This window comes from Clavibacter michiganensis, from assembly GCF_002151125.1.
Classification (GTDB): domain Bacteria; phylum Actinomycetota; class Actinomycetes; order Actinomycetales; family Microbacteriaceae; genus Clavibacter; species Clavibacter michiganensis_C.
Genome location: NZ_MDJZ01000003.1, coordinates 15,518 through 30,755, shown reverse-complemented (window position 1 = coordinate 30,755; position 15,238 = coordinate 15,518). Strand labels below are relative to the sequence as shown.

Sequence of the window (15,238 nt, the reverse complement as noted above, 5' to 3'; positions counted from 1 at the left end):
CGCGACCGGCCGCCGTCCCGTGTGGACGGCGGCCGGTCGACGCGGTCCGGCTCGGCGCCTAGCGGGAGACCAGCTCCGCCGCGCGCGACGCCTTCACGAGGTCGGCGCAGCGCTCGCCGATCATCATCGTCGTGATGTTGGGGTTCACGGTCGTGAGCTCGGGCATGACCGACGCGTCGGCGACCCGGAGGCCCGTCACGCCCTTGACGCACAGCTCGGGATCCAGCGGCGACATCGCGTCGTCGACGGCGCCCATCCGCACGGTGCCCGCCGGGTGGTAGACGGTGTTGTGCGTGCGGGAGAGGTAGTCCGCGATCTCCTCGTCGGTCTGCGCCTCGACGCCCGGGTACAGCTCCCGGCCCGCCCACTCGGACATCGCGGGCTGCGCCACGATCTCGCGCGCCAGCCGGATCCCGGCGATGAGCACGCGCATGTCGTGCGGGTCGGTGAGGTAGCGCGGGTCCACGAGCGGCTTGTCGCGGTGGTCGCGGCTGCGGAGGCGCACCGTGCCGCGGGAGCGGGCGTGCGTGACGTTCGGCGTGAGGCAGAAGCCGTTCTCGGTCGTCGGGTAGCCCTGGCGCACGGTGTGCATGTCGAACGGCACCGACCCGTAGTGGAACATGAGGTCGGGCCGGTCGAGCCCCTCCTCGGTGGTCGCGAAGATCCCGATCTCCCACCACTGCGTGCTCTCCGTGGGCATGGGCTGCTTGGCCTCCCACTGGATCACGCCCTCGGGGTGGTCCTGCAGGTTCTCGCCCACGCCGGGCGAGTCGACGCGCACCGGGATGCCGAGATCCTCGAGGTGTGCCTTCGGGCCGATGCCCGAGAGCATCAGCAGCTTGGGCGAGTCGATGGCGCCGGCGGAGAGGATCACCTCGCGGCGGGCCCGGACGGTGCGCGTCTTCGCGAACGCGTTGTCGACGACCTGCACGCCCGTGCAGCGGTCGGCGTCGTCGAACTCGAGCGCGCGCGCCTTGAGGTCGGTCAGCACCGTGAGGTTCGCGCGGTCGGCGAGCGGGTGCAGGTACGAGACCGACGAGGACGCGCGCGTGCCGTCCGCCTGCCGGTTGATCTGGAAGAACCCGGCGCCGTTCCGCACGGTCGCGCCGGTGTTGAAGCGCGTGCGCGGGATGCCCGCCTGCTCGCACGCGTCGAGCAGGGCGACGCCGGAGGGATCCCGCGGCGGCACGTTCATGAGGTGCACCGGGCCGTCGTGGCCGTGGTGCGGCTCGGGATCCTCGTTCGTCTCCAGCCGCCGGTACAGCGGGTAGGTGCTGTCGGCGTCCCAGCCGGTGGCGCCGTGCTCGTGCGCCCAGCCGTCGAGGTCCTCGCGCGGCGCCCAGAAGGCGATGCAGGAGTTGTGGCTGGAGCATCCGCCCAGCACCTTCGCGCGCGCGTGGCGCATGAAGGAGTTGCCGTTCTCCTGCTGCTCGATGGGGTAGTCCCAGTCGTAGCCGGACTCGAGCAGCTCCATCCAGCGGTCGAGGCGGAGGACCACGTCGAGGTCCTTGTCGTGCGGGCCGGCCTCGATGAGGGCCACCTGCATGTCCGGGTCCTCGCTGAGGCGGGCGGCCACCGCGGCGCCCGCGGATCCCCCGCCGACCACCACGTAGTCGTACTCGGTGTGCGTCATGTCGTCTCCCGTCCGGTCGTTCATCGTGCGGCGAACCAGCCCGTGACCTGCGGGCGCACGTTCTGGTAGATGTGCTTGGCCTCCTGGTACTCGGCGAGGCCCGTCGGCCCGAGCTCCCGCCCGACGCCGGACTGCCCGAAGCCGCCCCACTCCGCCTGCGGCAGGTAGGGGTGGAAGTCGTTGATCCAGATGGTGCCGTGGCGGAGCGCCTGCGCGACCCGCTGCGCCTTGCCGGCGTCCTCGGACCACACGGCGCCCGCGAGCCCGTAGTCGGTGTCGTTCGCGATGGCGACCGCCTCCTCCTCGGTGCGGAACGTCTCCACGGTGACGACCGGTCCGAAGGCCTCGTCGACCACGACGGACATGCCGCGCTCGACCCGGTCGAGGACGGTCGGCAGGTAGTAGTAGCCGGCCTCGAGGTCGCCCGTGCCGAACGCGCCGCCCGTGCGCAGGCGCGCGCCCTCGGCCACGCCCTTCTCGACGTACGCGTGCACCTTCTCGCGGTGCGCGGCGGAGATGAGCGGGCCGGTCTCCGCGTCGGGGTCGAACGGGCCGCCGAGGCGGATCCCCTCGGCCCGGCGCACGAGCTCGTCGACGAAGCGCTCGGCGATGGACTCCTCCACCACGAGCCGCGCGCCCGCGGAGCACACCTGGCCGGAGTGCACGAAGGCCGCGTTGAGGGCGTTGTCGAGGGCCGCGTCGAAGTCGGCGTCGGCGAACACGACGTTGGGGTTCTTGCCGCCGAGCTCGAGCGCGACCTTCTTCACCGTGGCCGCCGCGGCCGCCGCGATGGTGCGGCCGGTCGCCAGGCCGCCCGTGAACGAGACCATGTCGACGTCGGGGTGGCTCGACAGCGGCGCGCCGGCGACGGCGCCCGCGCCGAGCACCAGGTTGGCGACGCCCGCGGGAAGCCCGAGGTCGTGGAGGAGCTGCACCATGAGGATCGAGGTGTGCGGCGTCAGCTCGCTGGGCTTCAAGATGAACGCGTTGCCCGCGGCGAGCGCCGGGGCGATCTTCCACGCGGCCTGCAGCAGCGGGTAGTTCCACGGCGCGATGAGACCGCAGACGCCCACGGGCTCGTGCACGATGCGGCTCACGACGTCCGGGTTCCCCGCATCGACGACGCGGCCCGCGTCCTGCCCGGCGAGCTTGCCGAAGTAGCGGAAGCACGCGGCGATGTCGTCCATGTCGATCTCGCTCTCGACCAGGCGCTTGCCGGTGTCGAGCGTCTCGGCGCGGGCGAACTCGGCCTTCCGCTCGACGAGGCCGTCGGCCACGCGGAGGAGGAGGTCGCCGCGCTCGGGGGCGGGCGTACGCGACCAGGCGCCGCCGTCGAACGCGGCGCGGGCGGAGGCGATGGCGCGCTCGACGTCGGCCGTGGTGGCCTCGGAGACGCGGCCGACGAGGGATCCGTCGGCGGGGCAGCGGATCTCGCGCTCGCCCCCGTCGGAGGCGGCGACCCAGCGGCCGTCGATGAACAGGGTGGCGGCGTGACCCGTCGTGGACTCGGTCGTGGTCATGGGTTACCTCTCGGGCTGGTCGGTGACGACGACGAGGGTGTTGCCCGGCTCGTCGCGGTTGAGGTGGAGGAACTCGAGGTGCGTCTCGTAGTGGTCGAGGACATCGGCGATGACCTGCTCCGGCGTGTAGTCGAGCACGTCGTAGCCGCGGCTGCCCTCCAGGGAGAACACCTCGAGGCGGAAGTAGTGCTCCTGGGATCCGGCGGCCGCGTGCGGCGCGTAGGTGGGGGTGTCGTAGCGCACCGGGCGGATCGCGTACCGGAAGTCGCGCTCCTCGCCCATGGACACGTCGAGGTCGAGCTCGCGGATCCCGTACTCGGAGTGCTCGCCCTCCACGAGGTGCGCGGTCGCGCCGTGGGCGGCGAGCTCGTCGCGCACCTGGGTGAGCGCCGGCAGGGCGACCTCCTCGGTGAAGCGCTGCGTGCGGTCGCGGTCGGGGTAGGTCATCGACCGCGACAGCCGCTGACGCCAGCTGCGCCCGGGGGCGGTGTCGCCGGAGCGGCCGGACAGGATGCCCGGCAGGCTCGAGCGGTAGCTGGCGGCGAGCGAGTTCTCCACCTTCAGGGCCTTGAACAGACCGAGCATGATGAGCAGCAGCACCACCGAGAACGGCAGCCCCATCACGACCGTCGCGCTCTGCAGGGTCGGGACGCCGCCCACCGCGAGCATCACGAGGGTGAGCGCGCCGGTCGCGACCGCCCAGAACAGGCGCAGCCACTTGGGGCCGTCGGTGTCGGCGTCCGGCAGGTGCGAGGTGAGGTTCGCCATGACGAGCGCGCCGGAGTCGGCCGAGGTCACGTAGAACAGGAGCCCCGTGAAGGTCGCGACGGCGGCCGTGAGCGGCACCCCCGGGTACTCGGCGAGCAGCGAGTAGAACGCGCGCTCCGGGGTGTTCATGGCCGTGTCGCCGAAGGCCGTGTCGCCGCCCATGACGATGTCGAGGGCGCTGTTCCCGAAGATCGAGATCCACAGCAGGATGAACGCGAACGGCACCACCATCGTGCCGATGACGAACTCGCGGATGGTGCGGCCGCGGGAGATGCGCGCGAGGAAGAGGCCCACGAACGGCGCCCACGCGATCCACCAGGCCCAGAAGAACAGGGTCCAGCTGCTGAGCCACGCGTTCGGGCGGTCGTAGGCGAACGTCTCGAGCGTCATCGCCGGGAAGCGGTTGAGGACGTCGCCGAGGTTCTGCACGATCGCGTCCATGAGGAAGCTGGTCTTCCCCGCGATGAGCACGAAGAGCATGAGCGCGATGGACAGGATCACGTTGAGCTCGGCGAGCCGGCGGATCCCCTTCTCCACGCCCGTGAGCACGGACACCGCGGCCATCGCCACCGACAGCGCGATGAGGCCCGCCTGCACGGCGAGGTTCTCGGGGATCCCGAGCATGAAGTCGAGGCCGTAGTTGAGCTGGGCCACGCCGATGCCGAGCGTGGTCGCGATGCCGAAGATGGTGCCGAGCACCGCGGCGATGTCGACCAGGTGGCCGATCCAGCCGTGGATGCGCTTGCCGAAGATGGGGTGCAGCGCGGAGCGGATGCTGAGCGGCAGGTTGTGCCGGTAGGCGAAGTAGCCGAACGCCATGCCCATGAGCGCGTAGAGCGCCCAGCCGATGAGGCCGTAGTGGAAGAGCGTGAGCACCATCGCCTGGCGCGCGGCCTCCACGGTGGATCCGTCGCCCGTGGGCGGTGCGAGGTACTGGGTGACGGGCTCGGAGACCGAGAAGAACATCAGGTCGATGCCGATGCCCGCGGCGAAGAGCATCGCCGACCAGGTGAACAGGTTGAACTTCGGGCGGGAGTCGTCGGGCCCGAGGCGGGTGGATCCGGCGCGGGACACCGCGACGATCACCACGAACGCGACCACCAGGGTCACGACCGCGATGTAGTACCAGCCGAAGCTCTCCGACACCCACGCGACGGCGGCGCCGATCGCCTCGGCGGCGGCCGTGGGGGCGAGGGAGGCCCAGGCGACGATGGCGATGATCCCGAGGGAGGATCCGAGGAAGACGGGCCGGTTGAGGCGGGGGCGGCCGGGCGGCGCGCCGTCGACGACGGGGGCCGGGGTGGTGGGGGCGGAAGAGGGCAGACGTGCGCGAGTACTCATCGCGTCCTTCGCTGGGAGGGGAATGAGGCTTCGGTCGACACCCGGGGTCTCACGGACCACGCCGGGTTGCGCGACCACCATAGCGAGGGGCCCTCCCCCGGCCGCAAGCCGGATCCGGGCCGCGGTATCGTTCGCGCGCGCGGGCGCGTGGCACGGGATCGGCGGGCGCCGGCCGCCCCGTATCGTGGCCGCATGACCGTGCCCGTGACCGTCCGCCCCGCCGTTCCCGACGACGCCGACGGGATCGCCGAGGTCCACATCCGCACCTGGCAGGAGACGTACGCGCACCTGCTGCCGGCCTCGTACCTCGACGGGCTCGACGTCGCGACGCGCGCCGAGCAGTGGCGCGGGACGCTGACCTCCTCGTCCGCAGCGCCGCCGTTCGTCGCCCTCGACGGCGACCGCATCGTCGGCTTCGCCCTCGCGGGACCGGCGCGCGACGAGGATCCGCCGCGCGACTTCCAGCTCTACGCGATCAACGTGATCGCGTCCGCCCACGGCTCGGGCGCGGGCCAGGCGCTGTTCGACGCGGCGGTCGGCGACTCCCCCGCGTACCTCTGGGCCGCGGACGACAACCCGCGCGCGGAGGCGTTCTACCGGCGGAACGGGTTCGCGCGGGATGGCGGCGTGGAGACGCAGACGTTCCAGGGCGCGGAGATGGTCACGGTGCGGATGGTGCGGTGAGGGTGCCCGGGCGGCCGTCGTGGGGCCGCCCGGGAGTCGGTCACATCGTGTTCCAGTGGAAGTCGCCGCTCGCGTCGGCTCCCTTGCCACCGCAGCGGTAGCTCCGGCCGTTCTCGGCCTGGGCGACCTGGCCGACCTGCGACGGCGAGCAGTACGCGCCCGGTCGGATGAGCCCCGTCTGCTGCGCCGGCTCGGGAGCCGGGGCGGCCGGAGCCGGTGCAGGAGCAGGCGCGACGGGCGCCGGAGCGGGAGCCGCCGGCTGCTGGACGGGCGCTGGCGCGACCGTCGGCGCAACAGTGGGCTCGGGCGTCGGAGTCGGGGCGGGCGCCAGCAGCGTGAGCGTCACGGTGGATCCGGCATCGGTGCGTGATCCCGCGACCGGGCTCTGCGACTTGACCGTCATGCCGTCCGTGACGCTCGTCGCCTCACCCGACTCGAGGACGTACTGGACGACGTAGCCGGCCTCGCGGAGGAGCGCCCGGGCGTCGGAGGCGCTCTTGGCGTTGACGTCCTCGACGACGTGGACCACCGGGGTCGGCGACGCCGTGGGCGTCGGGCTCGCGGACGGGGTCGGGCTCGCGCTGGCGGAGATCGCCTCCGTCTGGCGCGGAGCGGGTGCGGACGCCGCGACCGGCACCGTGGCCCCGATGACGATGAGCACGGCCGCGCCCAGGGCGGCGACGCCGTTGCGCGAACGGGTCGTCAGGACGGGGATCCAGCTGCGACGGCCCGTGGCGTACGGGTAGAGAGCAGTGGCGATCCCGACGAGGCCGAGCGAGACGAACATGCCGCCGAAGCCGCCGAGGGCAGTGATGATCAGCACGGCCAGCGCCACGACGGACCCGATGACCCAGGTCGCCGCAGGGTGGCGGCTCGGGCGCGTGTCGGTGATCACGGAGGCAGGAGCCGCAGGAGCGACCGGCGCCGCGACGGCATGCTGTCGCGGCGGCACCGGCATCGCGACGGTCGCCGCCGCCGCGCGGGCGCTCTTGTCCCGTGCCGCCGCCTCGCGCTCCGCGGCCTTCGCCTGCATGGCCGCCTCGCGCTGCGCGAGCTTCGCGACGCCCTGCTGCTCGGCCTCTGCGGCACGCACGGCCTTCGCCTGCGCGGCCTCGGCGGCCCGCATCGCCTTGTCGTGCGCGGCCTCAGCTGCCTGGGCGTTCCGCACGGCGTCGACCTGCTGCGACGCGACGACGGCGGCAGTCGCGGCCGCGCTCGGAGCGGGCGCCGGCGCTGCGGCGGGCTGCACCATCGGCGCGACGTGCTGCGTCCACGCGGATCCGTCCCAGTAGCGGAGCTGCCCGGATCCGTCGGGGAACCAGCCGGCAGGAGCGGCGGAGGGGACGTCGGGCATGGAGCTCCTCGGGTGCGTGCCGCGGCGAAGGGGTAGGCGGCAGATGGTGCCGTCGAGTGACGACGCCTGAGGCTACGAGCGAGCTCTCCCGTCCGTAAGCCCTCGCATGGGGGTGATACGACTCCAGACCGGCGGAACTCCTCCTGCGAAGCAGAGCCGGCGCCGTGCTAGCGAGCCAAAAGCATCGTACTTACATCGCCACCGGACGATACGAGCACCGTTAGAGAGAGAACCAAGGCACTCCGTCGACGTTCGTTCACGCCCACCCCAAAGACACCCTCACTTAGCATGCCGACTTTGTTGGGCTGAATCGATGTGCGGCCTCTTCTAGCACGGTCGCTGACGTTAGCGCATCCAAACAGTCTCACTGGATACCCCCAAACAGCAAGGCCCAGGTGAAATCGATGTCAAATCCGGCCCGCCGCCGCACGAACAACTACAACTATCTCGTCGGCCACTTCTTCTGCGCCCTCGTGCTCCCAAAACCTCAGAACAGTCCACCCTTGATCCCGCAAACCTAATGTGGCCTCTAGGTCACGTTGCTTATTTCTTTCAAGCTTGGGGCCCCAATAGTCAATGTTGGTCTTTGGTGTCGAACCGTGCTCAGGGCAGGAATGCCAAAAGCATCCGTCGATATAAACTGCAATACGCAGGCGCGGAAAAACTATGTCGGCTCGACTCCTTATGGCCGCAAAGGGCCTCATATCAACTCTATATCGGAGGCCTTTCGCATGAATCAGCTTCCGAACCGCTAGTTCGGGCTTCGTGTCTCTCCCCCTGTTACTAACCATGGAGCTACGTGACACGTCGAGCCTCATAAGTACGAGACATAGTCTGCATGTAATGATTTGATCATGAAAGTGCCCATCGCCACCCGGATTTCATTTGAGCTAACTCTAACGCGACTCGATCAGTCGCTTGAGGTGAGCCATGTTATCTGTCCGTGATCGGACAGCGTATCCGTGCAAAGCGCATACATCCTCAATTTTGACGCAAAATACGTCCATGTTTATAGCATCCATGGAAAAGGCATCCGTATCGTCGTCATAGTGCGTAGTTTGCCAAACGGCATCTGCATTTAGTGGTTTTATCGGAGTAAAAGGCGACAAATTAAATACTTCGTGGTGCATCTGTGTGATCCAAGATGCTCCAACTTCAGACACTGCACCCCAAGACGCTGCCATTTTGTCACTGGTAGCGAAGAGCACCGTTAGCTTTTGAGTAGAATAGCTGTCGACAAAAAAATCACGAAGGTACTCGTAGATTGGCACCCCATTCGGAATTCGACACACAGAGTTTGCGCTACTACTATAGAGTATGTCGTCGGGAACGGCCCCGTTAAATATCAACATGTCAAATATAATATCCGCAAAATCGGAATCTGCAGAAGTGTGACTAATCAATATCTTCTTCTTCTGAGCATCAATTTTTGACTTGATGCCGAGGTGACCTACGTGTCTGTTTATTGACCTGTCTAGTGCTTCCTCGATGGAGGCGGCGGTCGTCAACGTGGCAGTAGTACTAATGGTCTCCGCCGTCGAACGGCTGACATCTCGCCGGAACTCATCGACAGCTACCCGGAACTCAGCCTCATCTTGACGTTGACGAGCGATTTTCGACTCCGCTTTTTGGCTTTTTGTCAGTTGACCAAAAAGGTCCCTTCGTCGCCGCGAATCCGCTAGAAGCTCCTTTCGGACATACATGAGAAGCTCTTGATATCGCGGGTCATCCGACTTATATCCTTGCCGGTTACTAAGCGCCATATCAGGCAACTCTGTTAATTCGAAGAGGTCAACATGCAGTTGCCCGACTACGTAGACCTCGCTCAATTTGTTCTGACCTACTAGGGGAAGAATATTGAACTCCCCAAGCTTGCCATTGGCAAACAGTGAGATAAAGTTATCCGGGAAGTCCGTGAGTGTACTCTTTCTGTTAGTTGTGGACTTGTAGGTACCAATCCAACCCTTGATCTCCAGCGTGTACTCACGCTCTACTCCAGATTTGTTCGCTACAGTGACTGGGCGCGTTACGGCCTCACGCGAGGACACGAGCTTGTCCCTTTCGGCCGGATAGGGATTGGGAACGAGCCCGGCTAGGCGTCTGTAATCATCCCCAAGCGTGATTAAGGTACTGAGGTCCCGCATGACGGTGTCGTCAAAACCGTCCAACGTGTCAAACACACCATCACGAACTATGTGTATCCGAAATTCTTTGCTGACGAGTGGAAACATCTTACTGATGTTTCGCCTAACGACAGACTGAGTCTTGTGAAGCTGATACTGCGGAGACTTCATCACGATAGCGGAGCCGTGATCATCGACGTACTCGAAAATAATCGCATCATCCGGTATTGGGGCCAAAAGCTCCCCTTCATTTGGCTCCCGAGACAGAATGAAACCCGAACGCTCTCCTTGCGAAACTGTTAACACTTCGACGTCAGCAGAAACGGACAGGGCGGCCAGCTTGCCTACACCTTTTCGACCCATGCGGCGCCTGCCCCTTGAGGTAACCGCGTCTTTCTCAGAAGTCCTAGAAGGTCCAGCGACGTTCAGGTACTGCGCTACCTCGCCATTCGAGTAGGACATACCCCGACCGTCATCTTCCACCCGAATCTCGTCGTCAGAGGCGATAATCCACACATTTTGAGCATCTGCGTCATACGCGTTTGCGATAAGTTCAGCGAGAACGTAATATATATTCGAGTAGAGGCTGGGGCCTAGGAGCTCCAAAATACGTGGGTCGATTTCGAGCTTATACTCTTTCATGCAGAATCTCCTTTGACCATACAACCAAAATGCGGCGAAACCCGTACTACACTTTAAGCGACGTAATGGTCACCAGCTGCGGTTAGGGCCATAATTTGTGAGCCAACGGCCTTACCGAATGCTGGCGGAACCGCGTTGCCTATTAGGCGACCAACCGATTGCATGGACGGGCGCTTGCCCGGCTCGACGAATACATAATCGCGGGGAAAGCCTTGGAGCATGGCCGCCTCTCTTAACGTGAGAGTGCGGTCTTGATCCGGGTGCCCAAAACGCCCTGTTCCATAGTTAAACGACTGAGTGGTGATGGTTGGAGACGGCTTGTCCCACTCCATGCGTCCATAGAAGGCTTGAAAGCTGGCTCCGGACACACGTTTGTGGCACTCCGCTACGAGCCTTTCAGGCCAATCCCGCCAAGTTCCACCCGGCTTCGAAGCCCTAATACGCTCCATATTGAGAGGAGACAATTGGCGAGCAGCATGCAGCGAGTCGACTGAATCCGATTCTCCGCTTCGTAGCGCAGGCAGACTTCCGATCGATTCCCTTACAGTCGCAAAGCTTACTGCACCAGTAGGTTGCATTGGCTTTACTAGCGTACCTACTCGCGTCGCGAGAAGAACGAGTCGGCGGCGCTCCTGAGGTAATCCGTAATTTGGCCCGTACACAACTTCATGAGCGACTGAGTAATTGAGCGCCTCGAGCTTCGCAACAAAGGATGCGAACACGCTCATCTTTTTGAGGCGCGGCACATTCTCCATCGTTACGAAATCTGGTAACGTTTCCTCGACCAGTCGAGTAAAATGTCCCAGAAGATCCCAATTCTCTTCGTCGCTGGTGTCGGCTCCTCGCCGGTGACTAGAAAAAGGCTGGCAAGGGGCGCATCCGGCCAGAAGCCTTAGCTTGCCCTGCGGCCAAAGTCGCTCTAAATCTTCCTTCGTCACTTCAGCGACACTGGCCAAAATAAACTCTGCATCGAGATTTACTGCGTATGGATACGCACAAGCTGGATCGAGGTCAATGCCCGCTACGACGTCGATGCCCGCTTGTTTGAGACCGAGAGACAAGCCGCCTGCTCCACAGAAAAGATCGATGGCGGCAACTTCACCCATGTGTGCTCTCACCTTTGCATCGTACTCGGTTAGCAAAGCCCGGTGCCAGCTTCATCGCGACACCAGCAGATACCCGAGTGCGGGTTGCGGCGAGGAGCGCAAAGCGCCGCTGCGGCTTCGTGGCCTGGCGGCTCAAGTAGGACCACCTCATAAACGACGAATGCCCCGGCCGGACCCTAAGGTCCTTCCGAGGCATGTCCGTCGGGCTGACAGGATTTGAACCTGCGACCCCTTGACCCCCAGTCAAGTGCGCTACCAAGCTGCGCCACAGCCCGCTACCCATCGCTGGGCAACTCGTAGAGCCTACCGCATCAGCGACACTGCTCCGGCACGTCGGGCAGCCCAGATCAGGCCGGAGTGCCGCCCGTCGATTGCGCCGCGGACGAACCCGGCGCCGAGCCGTCAGCCCGCCCCGGCTTCGGGAACGCGTCCCGCATGTGGTCGCTGCGGAGGATGTCGGCCACCCCGATGAGCAGCAGCGAGAAGACGATCTGCTCCACGACCATCCAGAGCGGGTAGAGGCCGGGGATCGCCGCGATCACCAGGGTCACGATGGGGAAGATCTGGCTGAAGAGCCGCAGGCGCGAGTACGCCCACCAGTAGCCGGCCGAGGCGCGCCAGGCGAAGTAGTAGAGCGTGAGGGTCATCGCGAGCACCACGAAGGAGCGGAACCAGACGGCGGGCGCGATGGCGATGCCGTCGGAGGCGAGCGTGAGGGCGATGGCCACCGCTGTCGCACCGACGGCGGTCTCGGCGATGAGGATCCACCGGATCCAGCGGAACGCCCGCGCCGTGAACGGGTGGTCGCGCATGTCCTCGGCGATGACGTGGCCCGCCTGGCGCCCGGCGGCGATCCGATCGAGACGGCTGAGCAGCTGGTCCACCGGTGCGATCCTCCGTGTCTCGTGAGCGGGCGTCGGGTGCGCCCGGATCAGGGTACGACGTGACGCCGCGAGCCGCCCGCGAACCCGCGAGGGGACGCGATCCGGACAGGCGACCGCTCCCCCGCATGACACCCCGTGACGCTCTGCGTCGTCACGCGAGGCAACCCCGCGTCACACCCCTCGCCAGCCCCAGCAACCCGCCCCTACCGTGGCCCCACCGCGAGGCGCGGCACCGGTCGCGCCCCTTCACGAGAGGACAGGACATGACCCTGATCGACCGCGAGCCCCGACCCGCATCCGGCTCCCCCGCGCCCGCCCACGGCAGCACTGACGCCGACCGCCAGCGCCCCGCCCCGCTCGGCGACGCCCCCGTCGACCGCTGGAAGGGCGCCCCGCGCCCCACGACGCCCGCCGCGTGGATCGCCCGCGCCCGCGAGGTCGCCGACATCCTCGCCGTCGACCAGGTCGAGCGCGACCGCGCCGGCGCGAGCCCGCACCAGGAGGTGGCGCTGCTCAAGCACGCCGGCCTCGTCACGCTGCTCGGACCCGCGGAGCACGGCGGCGGCGGGCAGACGTGGGACACCGCCTACAAGGTGATCCGCGCGGTCGCTCGCGGCGACGGATCCATCGGTCAGCTCCTCGGCTACCACTACCTCTGGGCGTGGGCGGCGCGGCTCGTGGCGACCGACGCGCAGATCGAGGCCGTGGAGAAGCTCGCCACGACCGGCAACCTCCTCTTCGGCGGCGCCGTGAACCCGCGCGACTCCGACCTCGTCATCCGCGAGGACGGCGACGACCTGATCTTCTCCGGCCGGAAGTCCTTCTCCACGGGCGGCGTCGTCTCCGACCTCACGGTGCTCGAGGGCGTCATCGAGGGCACCGACACGCACGTCTTCGCGATCGTGCCGACGGACCAGCCGGGCATCGTCTTCGGCCACGACTGGGACAGCCTCGGGCAGCGGCTCACGGAGTCCGGCTCCGTCGAGATCCGCGACGTGCGCGTGCCGTGGACGGACGCCGCCGGCTTCGTCGACAAGGTCTTCCAGCCGCTCGTCTACGGCACGCTCAACGTCCCGGCGATCCAGCTGGTGTTCGCGAACTTCTACTTGGGGATCGCGGAGGGCGCTCTCGAGACGGCCGCCGCGTACACGCGCAGCACCACGCGCGCCTGGCCGTACGGCGGCGACGACAAGGAGCGCGCGACCGACGAGTGGTACGTGCTCGAGGGCTACGGGCAGCTACAGTCGAAGCTCTGGGCGTCGGAGGCGCTGCTGGATCGGGTGGGCGCGGAGATCAGCGCCGTGCTGCACGCGCCGCGCGAGAAGCTGACGGAGCGGAAGCGCGGCGAGATCGCGGTGCGGGTCGCGGCGGCCAAGGCCCGCATCGCGGAGGACGGGCTGGAGGTCGGCACCAGGATCCTCGAGCTCACGGGCGCGCGCGCCTCGTCGTCGAAGGCCGGGCTCGACATCTTCTGGCGGAACCTCCGCACGCACACGCTGCACGACCCGATCCCCTACAAGCGCCGCGAGGTGGGCCGGCACGTGCTGCTCGGCGAGATCCCGGAGCCGACCTGGTACACGTGATCCCCGCCCGCGAGACGACGGACGGCGCCGACCCCGAGAGGGATCGACGCCGTCCGTCGTGCTGCGAGCAAGAGCGCGCAGAAGCGCGAGCTAACGCTTCCGCTTCTCCCGCACGCGCATGTTGACGATGATCGGGCTGCCCTCGAAGCCGTAGATCTCGCGCAGCCGACGCTGGATGTAGCGGCGGTACTGCGGGTCGAGGTACCCGGTCGTGAAGAGCACGAATGTCGGCGGGCGGCTCGAGGCCTGCGTGCCGAACAGGATGCGCGGCTGCTTGCCCCCTCGCACGGGGTGCGGGTGGGCGGCCGTGAGCTCGGCGAGGAACGCGTTGAACTTGCCCGTCGCGATGCGGGTGTCCCACGACTCCAGCGCCGTCTCGAGCGCCGGCACGAGCTTCTCCATGTGGCGACCGGTGCGCGCCGAGATGTTGACGCGCGGCGCCCACGACACGTGCGCGAGGTCGGTCTCGATCTCCCGCTCGAGGTAGCGGCGGCGCTCGTCGTCGAGGAGATCCCACTTGTTGAACGCCAGCACGAGCGCGCGGCCCGACTCGAGCACCAGCTCGATGATGCGGATGTCCTGCTCGCTGATGACCTCGGAGACGTCGATCATGACGACCGCGACCTCCGCCTTCTCCAGCGCCGCGCTCGTGCGGAGCGACGCGTAGAAGTCGGCGCCCTGGGCGAGGTGCATGCGGCGGCGGATGCCGGCGGTGTCGACGAAGCGCCACACCTTGCCGGCGATCTCGACCTGCTCGTCGACCGGGTCGCGCGTGGTGCCGGCGAGCTCGTTGACGACCACGCGCTCCTCGCCCGCGGCCTTGTTGAGCAGGCTCGACTTGCCGACGTTCGGGCGGCCGAGGATGGCGACGCGGCGGGGTCCGCCGACCTCCTCCTTGGCGACCTTGGAGACGAGCGGCAGGGTCTTGAGGACCAGGTCGAGCAGGTCGGCCACGCCGCGGCCGTGCAGCGCGGAGACGGGGTGCGGCTCGCCGAGGCCGAGCGACCACAGCGAGGCGGCGTTCGGCTCCTGGCGCGCGTCGTCGACCTTGTTGGCCGCGAGGATCACCGTCTTCTTGGTCTTGCGGAGCAGGCGGACGACGTGCTCGTCCGTGCTCGTGGCGCCGACGTTGGCGTCGACGACGAACAGCACGGCGTCGGCGAGGTCCATCGCGATCTCGGCCTGCATGGCCACGGACGCGTTGATGCCCTTCGCGTCGGGCTCCCAGCCGCCGGTGTCGACCAGCGTGAACCAGCGTCCGCCGTACTCGGCCTTGTAGGAGACCCGGTCGCGCGTGACGCCGGGGGTGTCCTCGACGACGGCCTCGCGGCGGCCGAGGATCCGGTTGATGAGCGCCGACTTGCCGACGTTCGGGCGGCCGACGACCGCGAGCACGGGCAGCGCCGGCAGGTACGTGACCTGGTCGGGGTCGTCCGTCGCGGACTCGAGGACCTCGAGGTCCTCGTCGTCCAGGTCGTAGTCCTCGAGCCCGGCGCGGAGCGTCTGCGCGCGCTGGGCGGCCAGCTCCTCGTCGATGCTCGACAGGCGCTCGTGGAGCCCGCTGTCGAGCTCGGGGAAGTCGTCGTCGTGATCAGCCATG

Annotated in this window: 11 protein-coding genes and 1 tRNA gene; 2 read left to right on the top strand and 10 right to left on the bottom strand. The window is 67.2% G+C overall.

All coding sequences use genetic code 11. The features are described from left to right. Positions 1-58: 58 nt before the first annotated feature. Genes BFL37_RS00895 through betT form a run of 3 tightly spaced genes read right to left on the bottom strand, consistent with a single transcriptional unit; the run spans position 59 to position 5,262 of the window. Positions 59-1,633, bottom strand: a complete 1,575-nt coding sequence (locus BFL37_RS00895; protein WP_172403705.1) for a GMC family oxidoreductase — start codon at positions 1,631-1,633, stop codon at positions 59-61. A 20-nt stretch (positions 1,634-1,653) separates the two neighbouring features. Further along, positions 1,654-3,153 carry an aldehyde dehydrogenase family protein gene (locus tag BFL37_RS00890; RefSeq protein ID WP_086513299.1) on the bottom strand — a complete coding sequence of 500 codons (1,500 nt, stop codon included), beginning with the start codon at positions 3,151-3,153 and terminating at the stop codon, positions 1,654-1,656. A 3-nt stretch (positions 3,154-3,156) separates the two neighbouring features. Then, positions 3,157-5,262, bottom strand: a complete 2,106-nt coding sequence (betT, locus tag BFL37_RS00885; RefSeq protein WP_086513298.1) for a choline BCCT transporter BetT — start codon at positions 5,260-5,262, stop codon at positions 3,157-3,159. A gap of 192 nt (positions 5,263-5,454) precedes the next feature. Between betT and BFL37_RS00880 the strand changes: the two genes are divergently transcribed. Then, complete coding sequence (locus BFL37_RS00880) at positions 5,455-5,946, top strand: GNAT family N-acetyltransferase (RefSeq protein WP_086513297.1); 492 nt, start codon at positions 5,455-5,457, stop codon at positions 5,944-5,946. Between the two features lie 40 nt (positions 5,947-5,986). Here BFL37_RS00880 and BFL37_RS00875 read toward each other — a convergent pair whose 3' ends face one another. From BFL37_RS00875 to BFL37_RS00850, 6 genes are all read right to left on the bottom strand, one after another. Beyond that, positions 5,987-7,300 (bottom strand): PASTA domain-containing protein, encoded by a 1,314-nt coding sequence (locus tag BFL37_RS00875; RefSeq protein ID WP_086513296.1) that lies wholly within the window; start codon positions 7,298-7,300, stop codon positions 5,987-5,989. 407 nt (positions 7,301-7,707) lie between these two features. Beyond that, entirely contained in the window at positions 7,708-8,091 is a 384-nt protein-coding gene (locus BFL37_RS00870) for a very short patch repair endonuclease (protein ID WP_086513385.1), read from the bottom strand. A 105-nt stretch (positions 8,092-8,196) separates the two neighbouring features. Beyond that, positions 8,197-10,065 (bottom strand): ATP-binding protein, encoded by a 1,869-nt coding sequence (locus BFL37_RS00865; protein ID WP_086513295.1) that lies wholly within the window; start codon positions 10,063-10,065, stop codon positions 8,197-8,199. Positions 10,066-10,118: 53 nt separating this feature from the next. Then, entirely contained in the window at positions 10,119-11,183 is a 1,065-nt protein-coding gene (locus BFL37_RS00860; RefSeq protein ID WP_241533779.1) for a DNA cytosine methyltransferase, read from the bottom strand. A gap of 189 nt (positions 11,184-11,372) precedes the next feature. Then, positions 11,373-11,446, bottom strand: a tRNA-Pro gene (locus tag BFL37_RS00855). A 72-nt stretch (positions 11,447-11,518) separates the two neighbouring features. Continuing rightward, the gene (locus BFL37_RS00850; protein WP_086513293.1) at positions 11,519-12,055 is read right to left on the bottom strand and encodes a hypothetical protein; all 537 of its coding nucleotides are present in this window, start codon (positions 12,053-12,055) and stop codon (positions 11,519-11,521) included. Between the two features lie 263 nt (positions 12,056-12,318). On the opposite strand from BFL37_RS00850, the gene BFL37_RS00845 reads away from it, so the two are divergent. Then, complete coding sequence (locus BFL37_RS00845) at positions 12,319-13,638, top strand: acyl-CoA dehydrogenase family protein (RefSeq protein ID WP_206601261.1); 1,320 nt, start codon at positions 12,319-12,321, stop codon at positions 13,636-13,638. A 90-nt stretch (positions 13,639-13,728) separates the two neighbouring features. Here the strand turns inward: BFL37_RS00845 and der are convergent, their stop codons facing one another. Further along, complete coding sequence (gene der / locus BFL37_RS00840) at positions 13,729-15,237, bottom strand: ribosome biogenesis GTPase Der (RefSeq protein WP_086513292.1); 1,509 nt, start codon at positions 15,235-15,237, stop codon at positions 13,729-13,731. Position 15,238 lies beyond the last annotated feature (1 nt).